This window comes from Luteolibacter sp. Populi, from assembly GCF_040801775.1.
Taxonomy (GTDB): domain Bacteria; phylum Verrucomicrobiota; class Verrucomicrobiia; order Verrucomicrobiales; family Akkermansiaceae; genus Haloferula.
In genome coordinates this window covers 5,693,104-5,711,466 of sequence record NZ_CP161812.1, presented here as the reverse complement: position 1 = coordinate 5,711,466, position 18,363 = coordinate 5,693,104, and the positions used below count along the sequence as shown (strand labels likewise).

12 protein-coding genes are annotated in these 18,363 nt (G+C 63.9%); 8 read left to right on the top strand and 4 right to left on the bottom strand.

What is annotated here, in order from left to right:
- The first annotated feature begins 9 nt into the window (after window positions 1-9).
- A complete protein-coding gene (locus ABWK72_RS23205) occupies window positions 10-342 on the top strand; it encodes a hypothetical protein (protein WP_367871957.1) in 333 nt (110 codons plus the stop codon).
- A gap of 28 nt (window positions 343-370) precedes the next feature.
- The gene (locus ABWK72_RS23200; protein ID WP_367871956.1) at window positions 371-550 is read left to right on the top strand and encodes a hypothetical protein; all 180 of its coding nucleotides are present in this window, start codon (window positions 371-373) and stop codon (window positions 548-550) included.
- 60 nt (window positions 551-610) lie between these two features.
- On the opposite strand, the gene ABWK72_RS23195 is transcribed toward ABWK72_RS23200, so the two are convergent.
- Window positions 611-1,531 (bottom strand): ArsR/SmtB family transcription factor, encoded by a 921-nt coding sequence (locus ABWK72_RS23195; protein ID WP_367871955.1) that lies wholly within the window; start codon window positions 1,529-1,531, stop codon window positions 611-613.
- Between the two features lie 57 nt (window positions 1,532-1,588).
- Between ABWK72_RS23195 and metK the strand changes: the two genes are divergently transcribed.
- The 3 genes from metK (at window position 1,589) to ABWK72_RS23180 (ending at window position 7,481) form a co-directional block, all read left to right on the top strand.
- Window positions 1,589-2,803 (top strand): methionine adenosyltransferase, encoded by a 1,215-nt coding sequence (gene metK, locus ABWK72_RS23190; RefSeq protein WP_367871954.1) that lies wholly within the window; start codon window positions 1,589-1,591, stop codon window positions 2,801-2,803.
- Between the two features lie 19 nt (window positions 2,804-2,822).
- Entirely contained in the window at window positions 2,823-4,241 is a 1,419-nt protein-coding gene (gene ahcY / locus ABWK72_RS23185) for an adenosylhomocysteinase (RefSeq protein WP_367871953.1), read from the top strand.
- Between the two features lie 216 nt (window positions 4,242-4,457).
- Entirely contained in the window at window positions 4,458-7,481 is a 3,024-nt protein-coding gene (locus tag ABWK72_RS23180) for a GDSL-type esterase/lipase family protein (RefSeq protein WP_367871952.1), read from the top strand.
- A 331-nt stretch (window positions 7,482-7,812) separates the two neighbouring features.
- On the opposite strand, the gene ABWK72_RS23175 is transcribed toward ABWK72_RS23180, so the two are convergent.
- Both ABWK72_RS23175 and ABWK72_RS23170 read right to left on the bottom strand, forming a co-directional pair.
- A complete protein-coding gene (locus ABWK72_RS23175) occupies window positions 7,813-8,451 on the bottom strand; it encodes a response regulator (protein WP_367871951.1) in 639 nt (212 codons plus the stop codon).
- Window positions 8,448-10,490 (bottom strand): histidine kinase, encoded by a 2,043-nt coding sequence (locus ABWK72_RS23170; protein ID WP_367871950.1) that lies wholly within the window; start codon window positions 10,488-10,490, stop codon window positions 8,448-8,450. Before ABWK72_RS23170 ends, ABWK72_RS23175 begins: the two co-directional genes overlap by 4 nt.
- 172 nt (window positions 10,491-10,662) lie before the next feature.
- Here ABWK72_RS23170 and ABWK72_RS23165 point away from each other — a divergent pair, with 172 nt between their 5' ends.
- Together ABWK72_RS23165 and ABWK72_RS23160 are read left to right on the top strand one after the other, a co-directional pair.
- Window positions 10,663-13,401: an FAD-dependent oxidoreductase gene (locus ABWK72_RS23165; RefSeq protein ID WP_367871949.1), complete on the top strand. Its 2,739-nt coding sequence runs from the start codon at window positions 10,663-10,665 to the stop codon at window positions 13,399-13,401.
- A gap of 96 nt (window positions 13,402-13,497) precedes the next feature.
- On the top strand, window positions 13,498-14,328 hold the full coding sequence (locus ABWK72_RS23160) for a hypothetical protein (RefSeq protein WP_367871948.1): 831 nt from the start codon (window positions 13,498-13,500) through the stop codon (window positions 14,326-14,328).
- Window positions 14,329-14,469: 141 nt separating this feature from the next.
- Here the strand turns inward: ABWK72_RS23160 and ABWK72_RS23155 are convergent, their stop codons facing one another.
- Window positions 14,470-15,531, bottom strand: coding sequence for a Ca2+-dependent phosphoinositide-specific phospholipase C (locus ABWK72_RS23155; protein WP_367871947.1), 1,062 nt, complete (start codon window positions 15,529-15,531; stop codon window positions 14,470-14,472).
- A 153-nt stretch (window positions 15,532-15,684) separates the two neighbouring features.
- Between ABWK72_RS23155 and ABWK72_RS23150 the strand changes: the two genes are divergently transcribed.
- Window positions 15,685-18,243, top strand: a complete 2,559-nt coding sequence (locus ABWK72_RS23150; protein WP_367871946.1) for a cytochrome c family protein — start codon at window positions 15,685-15,687, stop codon at window positions 18,241-18,243.
- Window positions 18,244-18,363 lie beyond the last annotated feature (120 nt).

Here is an 18,363-nt window from a genome sequence, read left to right as displayed (position 1 = left end):
GGCAAACTCATGAAGCAGCGCGCCACGGTAGAAATTTCGCTGGATGCCGCGGGCTTCACCACCACCCGCGGCACCCGGGTCGATTGGGCGGAAGTCGGCGAGATCGTCGCCTCCAAGGAAGACCTGTTTTCCGTCGACGAGATTTGTGTCGGATTCCGTTACGCCGATAGCGACGACTACCAATGCGTCGACGAAAGCGATGCGGGTTACAAGGAGTTGCTTGCCGCGCTAGAGTTGAACTTTCCGGGGATAAAGACGGATTGGTTTTCCGACGTGGCCTTTCCCGCCTTCGAAACCAATTGGACTGTCTTGTGGAGTAAGACGGCGCAAGTGCAGTCGTAATCCGAACACAGCCTGAAACAGCACCACCATGGACCTCATCACCCGCCTTCAGGAACTCCCTAGCCACAAGTATGCGATCGCCGGCGTCTGTCTGGTGATCGTGATCGGCTTCCTGCTGAAGCTCGGCTGGGGGCTGCTGATGAAGGCCGTGTTTCTGGGAGTGTTCGTGGTGCTGGCGCTGGTGGTTTTGCTGGCGGTGCAGGGGTAGGCGGGCGGAGCCGCGCAGCTCCGCGTGGATGCGGTGCCGGGTCGCCCTTCTGCCATTGCCCTACCGGGCTTTTTTGGCGACGGCGAGGAGGGTCTGGAAGTTGGGGGGCTCGGGTTCGCGGTCGACGACGGCGGTCTCGACTTCGGTGAAGCCGGCTTTTTCGAGCATGGTGGCGAGCTCGCCTTCGCCGAAGCCGAGCCAGACGTCGGCGTAGAGTTCGCGGGCTTCCTCGAAGTTGTGCTGGAGGAGGTCGAGGACGACCAATTTGCCGCCGGGCTTGAGGATGCGGAAGGCTTCGGCGAGAGCTTTCTCAGGGCTGCCGGCGTGGTGGAGGGCCTGGCTGAGGAAGGCGAGGTCGACGCTGGCGTCATCAAGGGGCGGTTGCTCGATATCGCCGAGGCGGTATTCGAGGTTCTGGAGCTCGTGGCGGGCGGCGAGTTCGCGGCCGAACTCGACCATCTTCGGCGAGAGGTCGACGGCGATGACGCGTTCGGCCTGGCGGGCGAGCATTTGGGCGAGGGTGCCTTCGCCGGCGCCGAGGTCGGCGACGATGCCTTGGTTGCTCACCTTGAGGAGGGCTTCGGCGAGGCCCTTCCAGGAGCGGCCGGGGACGTAGTCCTTGCCGAAGCGGCCGGCGAGGGAGTCGAAGTAGGTGCGGGTTTTGTCGCGGCGCTTGTCCTGAAGGTGGCGGAGGGCGGAGGCGTCCTTGGCGACTTCGGGGAGTTCCCGGGCGGCCTCGGTGGCGAGTTGGCAGAGGGCCGGGCTCATTTCGGAGCGGTAGAAATTGTGTTTCCCGCTGCGTTCGTCGGTGACCAGGCCGCCGGCCTTGAGCTGGGAAAGCTGGGTCGAGATGCGGCTCTGGCCCATGCCGAGGAGTTCTTGCAAATCCGCCACGCTCAAGGCTTCCGCGTCCAGAAGGAGGAGGATTCGCAGCCGCGTGGGATCGGTCAGGAGCTTCAGGGATTTCAGCATTGACGGCATGGACGAAGCGATACATCAACCCATCGCGATTTGACGATACGAAATTCGACCCAGCTCATGAGCACCTATATTTTCTCATCCGAATCCGTCGGCGAAGGCCATCCGGACAAAGTGGCGGACACCATTTCCGACGCGATTCTCGACGCCTGCTTGGCCTACGACTCCAAGAGCCGCGTGGCCTGCGAAACCTTCGTGAAGTCGAACATCGTGGTCGTCGGCGGCGAGATCACGATTCCCAAGCTCCAGAATCTGAAGAACGGCACCACCAAGCCGATCGACGAGGTCATCAACGTGGGCAAGATCATCCGCGAGGCAGTCCGCGGGATCGGCTACACGAACAGCGATGACGTCTTCCACGCGGACCAGATATTCATCAATAACTACCTTACCATCCAGAGCCCGGACATCGCGCAGGGCGTCGATGCAAAGGAAGCGGAAGGTAAGAAGCACAAGGAACAGGGTGCCGGGGACCAAGGGATCATGTTCGGCTACGCCTGCAATGATACACCGGAGCTGATGCCCGCGCCGATCATGTATGCCCACCGCCTCGGCCGCGAGCTGACCCGCATCCGCAAGGCCGGCAAGCTGGCCAAGTGGTTGCGGCCTGATGCGAAATCGCAGGTGTCCGTGGAGTATGTCGATGGCAAGCCGACGCGGATCGTGAACGTGGTAATCTCCACGCAGCACGCTGCCGATGTGAGCCACGCCGGGATCGAGAAGTTTTGCATCGAGCAGGTGATCAAGAAGGTGCTGCCGAAGGAGATGCTCACCCCGCAGACCGAGTATTTGATCAACCCGACCGGCAAGTTCGTGATCGGTGGCCCGCAGGGGGATTCCGGTCTGACCGGGCGCAAGATCATCGTGGATACCTACGGTGGCATGGGCCGTCATGGTGGCGGCGCTTTCTCCGGCAAGGATCCGTCGAAGGTCGACCGCTCCGCTGCCTACATGGGCCGCTGGGTGGCGAAGAACATCGTGGCCGCGAAGCTCGCCGACCGATGCGAGATCCAGTTCGCCTATGCGATCGGCCACCCGGAACCGGTGAGCGTGCATGTCGATACCTTCGGCACCGGCACCAAGCCGGATGCGGAGATTCTCGCTGCAGTGCTTAAGGTTTTCTCTTTCAAGCCCGCCGATATCGTGAAGCAGCTCAACCTGCTTCGCCCGATCTATTCCAAGTCCACGAACTACGGCCATTTCGGCAAGGACGACGCCGATCTGACATGGGAAAAGACCGACAAGGTCTCCGCTCTTCAAAAGGCGATCAAGTAAGACACCACTACCAATTACTATGTCCACTACCTTTACCGACTACAAAGTCGCTGATATCTCGCTGGCTGAATTCGGCCGCAAGGAAATTGAAATCGCCGAGCACGAGATGCCCGGCCTGATGTCCACCCGTGCCAAGTATGGTCCGGAGAAGCCGCTCAAGGGAGTCCGCATCATGGGCTCGCTGCACATGACGATCCAGACGGCGGTGCTGATCGAGACGCTGGTCGAGCTCGGTGCCGAAGTGCGCTGGGTGTCCTGCAACATTTTCTCGACGCAGGATCACGCTGCCGCCGCGATTGCCGCTGCCGGGATCCCGGTCTTCGCCTGGAAGGGCGAGTCGCTGGAAGAGTATTGGTGGTGTACCTGGCAGGCGCTGGTGAATCCCGCCGGCCTCGGCCCCGAGCTGATTGTCGATGACGGTGGCGATGCCACGCTGCTCATCCACAAGGGTTACGAAATGGAGAACGGTGCGGATTGGGTGAACACGCCTTCCGACAACCACGAGGTGAAGGTCATCAAGGACCTGCTCAAGAAGGTCGGTGCCGAGCAGCCGGGCATCTTCGCCAAGATGGTGAAGGATTGGAAGGGCGTCTCCGAGGAGACCACCACCGGTGTGCACCGCCTCTATCAGATGGCGAAGGCCGGCACGCTGCTGGTCCCCGCGATCAACGTGAACGACTCGGTGACCAAGTTGAAGTTCGACAATCTCTACGGCTGCCGCGAGTCGCTGGTCGATGGCATCAAGCGTGCGACCGACGTGATGATCTCCGGCAAGGTCGGCGTGGTCTGCGGCTACGGCGATGTCGGCAAGGGTTGCGCGCAGGCGCTGCGTGGCCAAGGTGCGCAGGTGGTTGTCACCGAAGTCGATCCGATCTGCGCGCTGCAGGCGGCGATGGAAGGCTTCCGCGTGCTGACGGTCGAGGATACGCTCGGCTGGGGCGACATCTATGTCACCACCACCGGCAACTTCGACATCATCCGCCTCGAGCACATGGAGAAGATGAAGGATCAGGCGATCGTTTGTAACATCGGCCACTTCGACAACGAGATCCAGATCGACAAGCTGAATGAAGCGAAGGGCGTCAAGCGCACGAACATCAAGCCGCAGGTCGACAAGTATACCTTCCCGACCGGCAACAGCATTTACATGCTGGCCGAAGGCCGCCTGGTGAACCTCGGTTGCGCCACCGGCCACCCGAGCTTCGTGATGTCGAACAGCTTCACCAACCAGACGCTCGCGCAGATCGACCTTTGGAAGAACAAGGACATCTACAAGGCCGGCGAAGTGAAGGTGCTCGACAAGAAGCTCGACGAGGAAGTGGCCCGCCTCCACCTCGCGAAGGTGGGAGCCAAGCTGACCACCCTTTCCAAGGAACAGGCCGACTACATCAGCGTGCCGGTGGAAGGTCCGTATAAGGCGGATCACTACCGCTACTGAGGAAGTGCCAAGTTAGAAGTGCCAAGTGCCAATTTCGAAAGGCCCCGCCGGGAAACCGGTGGGGCCTTTTTGTTGTGAAGCGGGAGGGGAAAGAGGGCTACCCCTAAAGTGGGATGATGGCGGGGTGCGGTTGAGGGAGACTGCGGGTGCCGGGGTCTCCCACCCGGCTCTTTCCGCTGAACCCACGGCGGCTTTGCTTGTCTCTTTTTCAAACCCATGAAAACCCAGAAATCCGTTCTTCTCGCGGCTGCAATTGCTGCGAGCCCGCTGCCCTCGAGCGGCGATCTCGTGGCCTACCAAGGCTTCAATGGCTATGCCGCAGGCTCGCTTTCCGGCCAGACGGTGGGAGCCAATACCCAAGGGCTCAATCCGGCCGGGACCATTGTCAGCGCCGGGACCGGAGGGCCTTTCAATGTCTTCGAAGCCACCGGTATGACGTTTAGCAATCTCCTCACCAGCGGTGGCAGCGGTCTCTACAGCGATGCCTCCGGCAGGGCGTCTTATATCGGCTTCGCCTATACCGGGCCGACGGTGACGGGGAACCTTTACAGCAGCTATCTGGTCAAGCTGGTCACGGCCCAGAATGTGGCGTCGGTCGCCTCGCTGCGTGCGAATACCGCCGCTAACTCGAGCGGGCCCACCTCTTATTTCCATGCCTATGCCGATAATCCGACCAATACTTTCACCGGCAGCCAGTATGATACGAACAACGCCCTCACGGCCTCCGCGGTCACGCTGCCGACCGGCACGAACTTCGTGGTGATCGGGCGCTTCACGCGGGTCGGCATGCCGCTGTCCGTGGCCAACCCGGGTCTTGCGACCACCTTCGTCCTCAGCATCCCGCAGTTTGATTTCTTCAAGGCCGGCGGCTTCACCGATGCCGAGCTGGACGGTGCCTCGATCGGTAGCGGTCCCACGAATGTGACCTCGCGGGTGTCGGATGCACCGGTGACGACGGGCACCTTCAACAACCTGGCCTCCGGCAATGGCATCCAGTTCGGGCCTGGCAACAGCACCCTTAACCAGACTATCGCTTATGACGAGTTCCGCTTTGGCACAACCTTGGACAACGTGTTGCCCTTGGACAATTCGAATCCGGTGCCGGTCGAGATTACGCTGACTGCGAGCGGCCCCTCGGCCTCGGAACCGGTCGCCGGCTCGGAAGCGGTGGGAAGCTTCACCCTGACGAGAGCCGGTGCCACCACCGCGGGCCTGCTGGTCAATCTGACGACGAGCGGCAACGCGTCCAATGGCAGCGACTATCCGCTGATCCCCGCCGCGGTGTTCATTCCCGCGGGGGCATCCTCGCTGGTGATTCCCATGCCGGCTTTGACCGACTTCCTGGTGGAGGGAGAGGAGACCGCCACCGTGACCGTGACGGCCGGTGAGGGATACATTCTTCCTGCGTCACCATCGGCCACGGTGACGCTCAGCGATCGTCCTGCCGGCGTTCTTCCTTCGAAGAACCGCTTCGTCCAGAAGCTTGCCGCCGGATTGCCGCAGCGGATCGTGACCTATGGAACGAGCCTTACCGCCAGCGCCGCGTGGCCAAACCAGCTGAAGAATATTCTGGATTCGACATGGCCCGGCCAGACCACCCTGCTGAACCGTGCCAGCAGCGGCATGGCCTCCGACTGGGGCATCGCGAACCTGCAGGCACAGGTGATCGCCGCTGCGCCGGATGCCGTGTTCATCGAGTTCGCGGTGAACGACGCGGTGGATCGCTTCCATATTCCGGTGTCGCAGGCGCGTGCGAATCTCGAAGCGATGATCGATGGGATTCTCGCCGCCTATCCGCAGTGCGAGATCATCCTGCAGGTGATGAATCCCGTCACGGGACGTCCGCAGGGCGATGCCGGCTGGCGTCCCCAGCTTGCGCACTACCAGCAGGTCTATCGCGATGTGGCGGCGGAGCGCGGGCTGAGCTTGATCGACTATCATCCGGCCTGGCAGGCACTCCTCGACGCGGATGAAACCGAGTTTCAATTCACGCCCTACGTCCCGGATGGCCTTCATCCCAACCTGGCGGGAGAAGAAGCCGTGCTTGTGCCTCTGCTGGTATCGGCAATCGGTGCCCCGCGCCTGCCGACTCCTTCCATTATTGTCGACGAGTATCAAGCGACGCTTGAAGGCGCGTGGGTCAGCAGCACATCGACGGCCGGGGCCTACGCAAATGTCTACTTCACGGACAACAACGTCGACAAGGGACTCAAGACGGTGACCTACCATCCGGAGATCCCGGTCGCGGGAACCTATCCGGTTTACCTGCGTTGGACCGCCCTTGCCAATCGCGCCACCAACGTGCCGGTGACCGTGAACCATGTTGGTGGCTCGACCGTGGTGACGGTGGATCAGACGCGCAATGGCGGGGTCTGGTTCAAGCTCGGAGACTTCGCGCTGGCCGAAGGGGCGGAGAGCAGCGTGGTGATCTCGAATGCCGGGACCACCGGCTTCGTGATCGCGGATGCGGTGGGTGTCGAGATCCCCGCGGTGGCGCTGCGTGCGAGCAAGGGGCGCATCGGCGAGCCTGCCATCGCCGGGCCGGCATCGGAGACATCGGTGCTGACGGTCACCCGCAGCGGGCCGGTGACCGGATCACTTGAGGTCGGCTTGACCTTCGGCGGCAGCGCGGTGAACGGCACGGACTACGATCTCTTGCCTGCTAGCGTCACGATCCCCGCAGGGGCAGAGTTCGCGCAGCTGGTGATCGCGCCGAAGTTCGACGGTATGAACGAAGGACCGGAGAGCTTGACGGTGGCATTGACCCCGCCTGTGGGTCTGGTGGCTGGATACTTGACGAAGGCGTCGTTGGCGATTGTCGATGCGGATGACTCGGCTTTTGTGGCTTGGCAGCGCGCGAACTTCGATGCGGGGCAGTTGGCCGATCCGTCGATCTCCGGTCCTGATGCGGATCCGGATGGGGATGGGCTTGTGAATCTGATCGAGAACTTTGCCGGGTTCCTTCCGCTGACACCGGACAGTGCCTTCGTGACTTTGGGAACGGCGACGAGCGCAGACGTCGATTACTTTTCCATCAGCTATCCGCGTGCTCCGGGCACCGGGCTGGCCGGGCTTCCGCAGATCAGCAGCGACTTGCAAGAGTGGCATTCCGGGGCGACGTGGCTGGCATCCAGCGCGGATGTCGAGACGGACGGGGTGGTTCAGCTTATCACGGTGCGCTCGCTGGAGGCGAAAGGGTCGGTGTCGCGGGAGTTTTTGAGGTTGGTGGTGGGGCCTTGATTTTCTTGGGTTGATCGATGCTGTTAGGGTTCAGCGCTGCGCCGCCGGTATGGATGTACCGTGCGGCGCAGTTGTTTGTTTATGGAGTGCGCGAACCGGTCCCGGGCGGGAAAGAAGCTATAGCTAGCCACAATGCTGGCGCATTGGCGGGCGCGCTGCTTGGAATAGCGGATTTACCGGTGCTTCACGGCAGCGAGCTGCCTGCCGAAGGCTGTGGCGAGCCTCAGCAGTCCAGGGCCGCTGTGCGGCTTCGGTGGCCGGGGACGCGGGGTGATTGGAGGGGGTGAGGAAGGGTGGACCTTGGCAGTCGCGGCTCGGAGAGCCGCGCTACTTACTCGTCCGGGAGGTGGACGATGCCGCGGCGGAGGGCGACGGTGACGGCCTCGGTGCGGTCCCTCACCTTGAGCTTGGCGAGGATGTTTTTCATGTGGGATTTCACGGTGAGCTCGGTGATGCCGAGGGTGTCGCCGATCTGTTTGTTCGCGTCTCCCAATACCAAGAGGCGGACGATCTCGCGCTCGCGTTCGGAGAGGATCTCGCCGCGTTCGCGGGCTGCCAGTTGGCCGGCGACTTCCAAGGGGATCCAGCGCTTGCCTTGGAGCAGTGCGCGGATCGCCGGGGTGATCTGATCGTCGGAGCTGTGCTTCAGGATGTAGCCCATCGCCCCGGCGGAGAGTGCGGCGTGAATGTCTTCATCGCCCTCGTAACTGCTCAAGACGAGGATTCTGGCGGCGGGAGAATTTTCGCGGATCAGGCGGATGGCTTCGAGGCCGCCGCAGACCGGCATCCGCAGGTCCATGAGGGTCACATCGGGCAGCAGGCGGGCATGGGCGGCCACCGCCTCGCGGCCATTGGCGGCTTCACCGGCCACGATGAAATCGGGCTCGTGGCTGAGGATGTCGCGGAGGCCGGCGCGGACGACGAAGTGATCGTCGACGACGAGGATCTTGTAGGTGCGGCTCGGTTTCATCTTCCGGAGACGGGTGGGTCGGGTTGGAGCGGGACTTCGACCCGCACGGTGCTGCCGCCGCCCGGGCGGCCACCGATGGAGAGGCTGGCACCGATGCGTGTGGCGCGTTCATCCATGCCGGCGAGGCCGAAGTGACCGGGCCCGCTTTCCCGCGGCGGGAGATCCGCGAAGCCGCGGCCATCGTCGCTCACGCTCAAGATCACGCTTTGATTGTCCGTGGTCAACTCGATGGTGATGAGCTCGGCCTGCGCGTGCTTCAGGACATTGGTCATGGCTTCTTGGCCGATCCGCAAGAGGTTGTCGCCGATCAGGCCGGGGATCTTCGCGTTGCTGCGGTGCTGTCGGAATTCGACGCGCACGCCGGAGCCGAGGAAGAGGGACTGCGCCATGCGGTGGAGGGCGTCGCCGAGGTCGAAGTTCTCCAGAGCCTCGGCCCGGAGGTCCCAGATGGATTGGCGGACTTCGGTGCGGCACTGCTGCACCAGGCCCTTCATGGCATCGAGGCGGGCGTGGGCGTCGGGCAAGGTTTCGCTGAGCGAAAGGCCGATGCCGCGGATCTGCAGCTGGAGGCCGGTCAGGCCCTGCTCCAAGGTGTCGTGCAGGTCGCGGGCAAGACGGCCGCGTTCCGCCGCGACGGCTTGGCGCTGGTGCACCTCGGTGCGCAATCCGGCATTCCGCCGGGCCAGCAGGAAGGCGGCGATCGCGACCGCCAGCAGGACGCCGAGGGTGATGCTGAGCAGCACCAGCATCCGGCGCACGGTGAAGAAGGGGGCGGGCTCCAGGATGTGGATCGAGGCGGCGTCCGGCAGGATCATCTTGAAGCCCGCGGGATCGCCCGCCGGATCCGTCTGCACGGCGCAGATGCCGGTGACCTGCAGCAGGCTCCCCGTCTCCAATCCCCCGGCGGGGATCCCTGAAGAGGTCGCATCCAGTTCCGCGGTGAAGACCCCGCGCGGGCTTTGCAGGGCCAGCACCAGATGGCGTTGACCGCTGTCCGCGGGCGTCTCGATCCGGTCTAACAGGAGGCCGGAAACTTTCACAAGGTCGGCATGATGGAGTCCGTCCTGCAGCTGCCAGGCCGGCAGCTCCTTCGGCTTCAATTCAATCCCGGGTAGCTCGTCTTTCCTCACCACGATGTCTGAAAGCACCGGCAGGAAATCCTGGAGATCCCGGAAGCCCACGACGGCGACGCGGTCGCCCCGGTGCATGCCGTCGATGGCGCTGCCACGCAGGGCCAGCCCGGAGTCGCCATCGTGCAGCCATGCGATCCCGTCACCGACATGCAGCACCGTGCCGCGCACTTGCAATCGGTCGGCGCGGGTTTGGCCCGGGTGATAGCGGAAGGCGGTGCGGAGCGGTGTCGGCGGATTGTCCCAAGGCGAGACCGTTTCCCGCTGGTAAACGGAGACATCGCTCTCCCGCGAGATCAGCACCTGTACTTCCAGCAGTTGCCCCGTTGCGGCACGGGCGCGGACCGGACAGGCAACCCCGCGCACGTAGGCCTTGGCAGCGATCATGTTAGCAGGGTCGAGTTTCTTCACGTTGCTGGCGCGGAAACTGATCCGCGATGCGCCCGAATCGAGCACGGCCACGATCGTGTCCGGGCCGACCCACTCCGCGGTGCGGATCCAGCCGTCGGTTTCGATGAGTTCGCTATTGAAGGAGCCGTTGAGGAGGCCGCCGCCGGAGCCATACGGGGGCTTGGGCAGGCGACCCGTGCCGAGATCCTCGATGGTCGAGCGATCGATCACCGGGGCGAAGGCCCCCGCGCTCAGGCGGCCGGTGACGCGGATCTGCTTGCCGAAATCCGGGATGTCGCTGCCTGCGTAATTAATCTGGATACCGCCGGTGGCGTCCTGGATGAAGAAATAAGCGCCCTCATCGGGATCGGACCAGGTGACCGCGCCCTCGACCGTGACATCGGCGCCTTGGAATCCATCGGCAAGCGCGATGGTCTGGACTTCGCGGACGGTTTGGACGCGCGGCTCCGGCTCCGCGGCGGCGGTCCATGAGAACAGGAGTAGCGCGATCCATTTCATTTCATCTCATCCGGGCGGAAACCCCGCGAGTATACCGCGGGAAGGGCACCCGAAGTCGCGCAAAAAATTCCCGTCCGCTCCCTCGTAAGTGGGATTCGGCCCGGTGGCGGGGTGCCCAGACTGGGGAGGCTCCCGCACGTGCCCAAGCAAGTGTGCGGATGTTCCCACCTTCATGAAACCCATCGCGCTTTTTTTCATACTTCGTGTCTCGATCCTGGCCTTCGTCCCGGTGGCGACGGTCCATGCCAGCAGGGTGATCGAGACGGACATCTGCATTTACGGCGGGGCGGCAGGTGGCGTGACCGCGGCGGTGCAGGCGGCGCGAATGGGCAAGAGCGTGTCGCTGGTGGTGGTGAACGGCCACCTCGGCGGCCTCAGTTCCGGCGGCCTCGGGGACACCGACATCGGCAACAACGGCGATGCCTACATCCAGGGGATGTCGCGCGAGTTCTACACGCGGATCGCGGCGAGGTATGGCTTGAGCGGGGCGAAGTTCACCTTCGAGCCGAAGGTCGCGGAGGCCGTCTTCAACGAGATGATCGCGCAGGCGCAGGTGCCGGTTTATCTCAACCGCTATTTGGTATCGACGGAGATGGCGGACGGAAAGATCACCAAGATCACGACGAACACCGGCGATATCTTCATGGCCAAGGTCTTCATCGATGCCTCCTACGAGGGGGACCTGATGAAGCAGGCGGGAGTCAGCTTCACCAGCGGCCGGGAGGCGAACTCCCAGTATGGCGAGACGATCAACGGCATCCAGACGGTCACCCACGGCAACCAGTTACCCAACGGGATCAGTCCCTGGGTGGTGGCGGGGAATCCGGCCAGCGGTCTGCTGCCCGGCGTGAATGCGGCTCCATCGGGTCCGAACGGTTCTGCTGATTCGCTGATCCAGGCATACTGCTACCGGATGTGCATGACCAATGTGGCCGCCAACCGGGAGATGATCCCACAGCCCGCGGGCTATGATGAGAAGGACTATGAGATCCTCTTCCGTGCGATCGAGTCCGGCCAGAGCGACCGCTTCTGGAAGACCCGGGCCGTGCCGAATGGCAAGACCGACTCTAACAATGACTCCGGGGTTTCCTGCGACTACATCAGCGGCACTACCGACTCCTGGATCGATGCCGATCCCGCCACCCGGGTGCAGCTCGCGAAGGAGCACGAGAACTGGCAGCGCGGCCTGGTGTGGACGGTGCAGAATCATCCGCGCGTGCCGGCCGCGATCCGCAGCGCGTGGAGCCAGTGGGGGCTGCCGAAGGATGAATTCACCGACAACGGCCATTGGCCGCACCAGCTCTACATCCGCGAGGCGCGGCGCATGGTCTCCGACTACGTGATGACCGAGAAGAATTGCATGGGCACGCTGGTGGCCGCGGATTCGATCGGGATGGGTGCCTACACGATGGACTCCCACAACTGCCAACGCATCGTTTCGAATGGCATGGTGAAGAACGAGGGCGATATCCAGCGCGCGGTGCCCGGTCCCTATCCGATCTCGTATCGCGCGATCGTGCCGAAGGCGGGAGAATGCAAGAATCTGCTGGTCCCGTGGAGCTTGTCCGCGACCCACATCTCCTTCGGCTCGATCCGGATGGAGCCGGTCTTCATGATCCTGGGCCAATCCGCCGCGACCGCCGCGGCCTTCGCGATCGATGACGGGGTGACGGTGCAGGCCGTTTCCTATCCCAAGCTCAAGGCGCAGATGCTGGCCGACGGGCAGCGGCTCACCAACTCCGGCGGCGGGGAGAGCAGCGGGATCATCGTGGACAATGCGGACGCTACCGGCGTCCTGCTGACGGGGACGTGGACCGCAGCTTCGGCGACGCCGGGATTCCATGGCGTCGACTATGTGCATGACGGCGGGGTGAAAAATGGGAGCTGCTCCGCGCGCTTTACTCCGACCCTTCCCGAAGCGGGAACTTATGAGGTCTTCCTGCGCTGGACCGAGAACGCCAACCGCGCCTCGAACGTGCCGGTGGAGATCCGGCTGCCCGGTGGGACCATTCACACCGCGAGCGTCAACCAGCGGACAAGGGGCGGCCAGTGGGTGTCGATGGGGAGCTTCGATTTTGCTGCCGGGGCTTCTCCTTCCGAAGGCAGCGTGACGATCCGCGACAGCGGGGTGAATGGTCATGTCATTGCCGATGCCGTGCGCTTCCTGCAGGGCATCGACCAGCCGGTGGTCGATCTATGGGCGACCGATGCACGGGCGGCGGAGCCGCAGCCGGGTGCCGCCAAGAAGGCAACGCTTTGCATCCGCCGCAGCGAACCGCTGACAAATGCCCTGACCGTGCGCTACACGCTGGGCGGGAGCGCGGTGTCCGGAGTGGACTATGGGCCGCTGACGGGGAGTGTGATTTTGCCTGCCGGGATTGCCAGTGCCGCCCTGCAGGTTGTGCCGCTGGCCGACAGCTTGGCGGAGGGGACCGAGGATCTGGTGATCTCGCTCGCCGCCGATCCTGCTTACCGCTTGGGCGAACTGGCCACGGAGACGATCTCGATCGGGGACACGCCCTTCGACCAATGGCGGCACTCGCGTTTTTCGTCGGAGCAATTGGCCGATCCGACGATCTCCGGGCCGGATGCCGATCCGGACAAGGACGGGACCAGCAACCTGCTCGAATTCTTCGCCGGTGGCGATCCGCTCACGGTGAGCCTGCCGCCGCATCTGAAGCTCTATCCGGCACCCGTTTTGGCGCTCGAGGTGGAGCGTCACCGGAGCGCCGCGGAGCTGTTCATGAGGGTGGAGGAATCCGCGGACCTTGTTGGCTGGGCTCCTGCCGGTGGATTGCCGGAAATCACCGGTGGCGATCCGCTGGAGTTGCTGCGTTTTTCGCTGGGCGAGCTATCCGGTCCGGCTGGCTTTTTGCGCCTCGCCGTTTCCGAGACGCCCTTTCCGCAGTGATCCTTTCGGTGTTGCGATACTGTCCGAACTGAAGGGGTCTTTGTAATCGTCTGCCTGCCCGGGTGTCTCTAACATCGCGGGGCAGGAGGACATTCCATGGACACTTCGACGCTCTTCTCAATCGCTCCGACCTTCCCGATGGACGATGCCCGGATCCGGGCGCGGAGTCTGGCCCATATCGGTCGCTCGCCATTGACTTGGGGAATTTTGATCGCGACGGCGGCCTTGGGAGTCGCGTTTGATTCCGGGATGGCCGGTTTCGCCATTCTCTTCGGGGCGGCGGCTTACGGGTTGCGGAAACATTGGGAGAAGAAGCGCCCGGCGGTGGATGCCGCGAGCCTGCGCGAGCTGATCGGCGAGAGCAACGCGGCGCAGGACGAGGAGTTGAAGCGGATCATCGGTCACCTCGAGTCCCGGGGCTTGCCGCAGTATGCGCTCTGTCTTGGTCGCTTCCTTTTGCTCAAGCAGAAGATCGAGAAGGATATCCATCGTGGCAACCACCTCGCCCTCTTTGCTCAGGAAGTGGAGAAGGGCGTGGACGGCATCTGTTCGGAAGTTTGTCGTGAGATCACCCGCATCCGCGAGCGCGAGGAAGAACTCGGCGAGGTGCTGACTTCACGGGATCCGGCGCGGCTGGAGCGGCTGGAGGTTGCGCGCCGGGAATCGCACGCGGCGATGCTGCATGCTTATACGTCGCTGTATCAGGTGCATGCGGAAATCCTGGGCCTCGGCACGGCGGGAGTTGTCCCGGCGTCTTCGTCCGCCGGTGAGGAGTTGCCCGGGAAGCGGCTGCAGGAGATTCTGGGCGGGCTGCAGGATGAAGCGGATTTGATGGCGCGGACGCATGCGCGGATTCACCGGTCGTTGGAGGGGGCGACGACTCCTTCCGAGGACGGTCCCTTGAGGTCCGCCATTAGTGGTACGTAGTCCCGCCTTCAGGCGGATGAAGCCACCATGGCGGCGCGGTTCCACTGGAGGCTGTCCGTTGTCGTCAGCTTCCAAGCTTACTTCGTCCGCCTGAAGGCGGGACTACGTACCCTTGGTGGCGGGCTTTTTTGGGGCCGCTCTTCAAGGCTCGATCGTTTTCGTCCCGCCGGACGATACCGGGTTCTCCCGTGCCATCGTGTCGCCGTCGAAGAGCGACTGCTGGTCCGCTCCTTTTTTGAAGCGGTCCGTGCTGATCCACTGGGCACCGCTCTCGAAGGCCTTCGCCTTCATCTCCGGGTCCGGCTTGCCGGTGTCGGCGCGGGTCCGCACGAGATAGCCGGCCTTTACCAGTTCGCGGATCTTTTCCTGTTCTTTTTCCGGGTCGTTGCACTTGAACCACGCCGCTGCTGGATGGGTCTCATCCGGTGCGCTGGCGAAGATCAGGCGGCCTTCCAAGGCAGGGTTGCCTTCGAGATAGCGGCCGCGGATGTCATCGGTGTTATCGAGTGCGAAAAGGAACTTGCCGCGGAGGGTATCAAGAGCGGGCCAGCCCTTCTTGAGCACCGCCTCGCGCAGGGTCGCGGCATCGCCGCGGATGTCGTCGGGCTTCAGGATCCGCCGGGCGGGGATGACCGCGAGGATCTCCTGTTCCAGATCTAACAGGCGTTCCCGGCTGAAGGCTTCCGGCTTCACCGGGAGTGGCGGCTGGGGCTGGTCCTTGCACTCCAGCAGGATCATCACCGGCAGATGGCGCGGGTGCTGGTCGGACCAGGCGCGGATCTCTTCGAGTGCCATCTTCAGGCGCGGCACGGTGCTCCAGCAATCCATGTCCGGCACGTGCATGACCTTGATGCCGGGCTTGGCAAGCTCGCCGGCGGGATCGAATGCCGGGGGATTCTCGCCCGCCAGCTTGGCGAGCTTCACGGCAAGCGGATTGGCGAAGAGCCCGCCCTTGGTGTCCACGAAGATATCCAGCTCGAACTGCCGGATGCCGAGTTCAAGCTGCTCCGCGAGCGGCGGGTGCGTGTAGTTCCACGACTCCGACCAGTTCTTGTTGATGCTCCGGATGGTCTTGATCAAGGCTGGCGGCGGCGCGACGTGGTAGGAGTTGTGGCTGCCGATCGCCTGGATCTGGTTCAGCTTGAGATCATCGGCGATCGCCGGAGCTGCCAGGGTCAGGAGAAGGAGGGGTAGGGCACGCATATGCCGCAGACTAGGGAAGCGCCCCGGCTTGTAAATCCACGAGCCGGGACAGACCTGTCACCGCGGCGATGCCCGGAAGAATGCTCGCCACGCTTCGTATTTTACATGCAAATTCTTGCGCTCGCGAAAACCCACTGCCTTACCATGCCATCCATGGGCCCTATCTCCCGTCTGCTGGTCCTTGCTGCCCTTGCAAGCCTTCCTGCCTCTGCCGCCGCGCCGTTCTTCGATCCGACCATGCCGGTCTATGGCTGTCCGGTGGATGGGGGTCCGGCGGGGGTGATGGCCCGCGGCCTTCTGGTCCAAGCGGGGGACGGCGAGTGGGTGGTTTTCGATCAGGACCTGCTCCGCCCTGCCCTGTGGGTGCATCCGGCCCAAGGCAAGCCGCCGGTCGGGCTGGTGCTGATGTCGCAGGCATCGTGGGAGAAGGCGACCCAGAAGGGTGGCGTGAAGGTTCCGGTCGCGGAGGGTGGCTTGATGCTTGCGCCGGCGCTGCCGGGTGTCGGCCGCACCCCGGAAGATCTGCTCAAGGATTCGCGTCCCGTGCATGGCGATGATCCCGGGCGCGGCGGTCTCGAGGAAAGCGGGCGGCGCTTCGTTGGCTACCAGGTGGCGGGGAGAAGCGGCGTGCTCCATTACGAATGCAAGGGGACGCTCGTCCGCGAATGGTATGAGGCGGACCGCAAGGGACTGCGCCGCCATCTCGCGGTGGCACCGGGTGAGGAAATGTTCTTTCTCCTGGCTGACAGGAGCTTCGAGGTCAGCGCTTCCGGGGCGAGTTCGGACAAGCTGAAGATCGCGCCCAATCACGCCGGTCTCAAGCTGGAGACGCGGGATGGGAAACTCTTCGCCCGCCTCGCCGCTTCCAAGCAGGAGCGCCGGGTGACCCTGAGTTACGGTGCGGACAAGGTCGCTGCGGCAGGGAAGACACCCGCCGTGCCTGTAGCCACGCCGGCGCGCTGGACGCAAGGCAGCGATGCCCGGATCCAGGATGCGGAAAAGTCGGGGCCGGGCTGGGTAATGGACCGGATCGGCCTGCCGGAGAACAATGCCTTCAAGCGCCGCGTGCGTCCCGCCGATCTGGTCTTCCTGTCCCCGGACAAGGCGGCGGTGGTGACCTTCGAGGGCGACGTGTGGCGCTTGAATCTCGCCAGCGGCCGGGTCCGCTGGACGCGCATCGCCGCAGGACTCTGCGAACCGCTTTCGATCGAGCAGGTCGGAGGCGTGGTCCAGGTCTTCACCCGCAACGGCATCGTGCGCCTGCGCGATACGAACAACGACGGCGAGACCGATTTCTACGAGAATCATAGTAGCCTGGTTCACCAGACCTCCGGCATGCGCGGCTACCCGCTGGACATGGAGGTGGACGAGGCGGGCCGCACCTGGTGCTCCACCGGCGGCATCGTCACCGATGCGAAGTCGCTGACCGGCCGGCCTTCCCCGAATCCGCACGTCGGTGCGGTCCTCGCGATCTCGCCGGATGGCAAGCAACTGGAGGTCGTCGCCTCCCACGCGCGGGAGCCTTTCTTCGCCCGTGATCCGGGCACGGGCCGCATTGCCATGTCCGAGCAGCAGGGCCATTGGGTGCCGTCCTCGGGCAGCTTCCCGGTCGCTCCGGGCGCGGATTTCGGCTACGGGTCGGGCAATGTGAAGACGCTGCCGGCGGTGTGGATCCCGCATGATCAGGATAGTTCTTCTTCCTCCCCGATGTGGGTCCGCGGCAGTGCTTTCAAAAGCTGGGAGGGTGGCCTGCTCGATCTCTCCTACGGCACCGGCCGGCTCTTCCTGGTGCGCCCGGCGGAGAAGTGGCCTGCCACCGAGGGCGCGGTGATCCCGCTGGAGATCGAGACCGGGCTGCCGATCCTTCACGCCCGCACTCATCCCGGCGATGGATCGATCTGGCTCGCGGGCTTCCGCATTTACGATTCACGCGCTCCGGAGTTGGAAGGTATCGGTCGGCTCCGGCCGTCGAAGGAGGGTCTGGCCACGCCGGTCGATGCGCGGGTGGTCGCCAGCGGAGTCGTCCTGCAATTCGAAACCGCGCTCGATCCCGCGACCGTAAAGACGGACGCGGTGCAGGCGAAGGAATGGCAATACCGCCGCAGCGGCAGCTACGGCTCGCCGCGGCTGAAGCGCGATGGGGGGACCGGGGCCGATCCCGTCGCGACCGGCACCGTGTTACTGTCGAAGGATCGGAAGAGCGCCTTCATCCACATCCCGGGCTTGAAGCCGACCATGCAACTGGAGATCTCGCATCGCTTCGCCGTGGCCGGCGGGAAGGCGGTGCCACGCCCGGTTTTCTTCACCGTCTCCGCCCCGCCCGCTGCAGATTGGGCCGCGCTGGGCTTCGATCCGCCGCAGCTCGATGGCTCGGTGGCCACGGTCCACAGCGCCGCTCCGGCCGATGCGAAGCCGAGCGCCGAGTGGGGCAAGGATGTGGCGACGCGCTACGGTTGCATCGCCTGCCATTCGATCGATGGGGCGAAGGAGGGTCACAGCGGCCCGACTTGGAAGGGACTGGCCGGTTCCGAGCGGCGTTTTTCGCAAGGGGGCAAACCGCGGGTGGCGGACGATGCCTACCTGTTAGAGTCGATGCTGGAGCCGGGGAAGACGATCGTGGAAGGCTATGCGCTGGGGATGGGGAGTTACTCGGGGATACTCAGCGAGGCGGAATTGCAGAGTATTATCCTGTATGTCCGGACGTTGAAGTGAGGCGGGCTCATTTCAGGAATGGCAGGGACCGCTCTCCGAGCGGTCCGGCGGATGGCGGCGGTTTATATGAAGCGGCACCGGAGCGAGGATCCGGGCCGTCCCCGGCCGGACCTTTCGGAG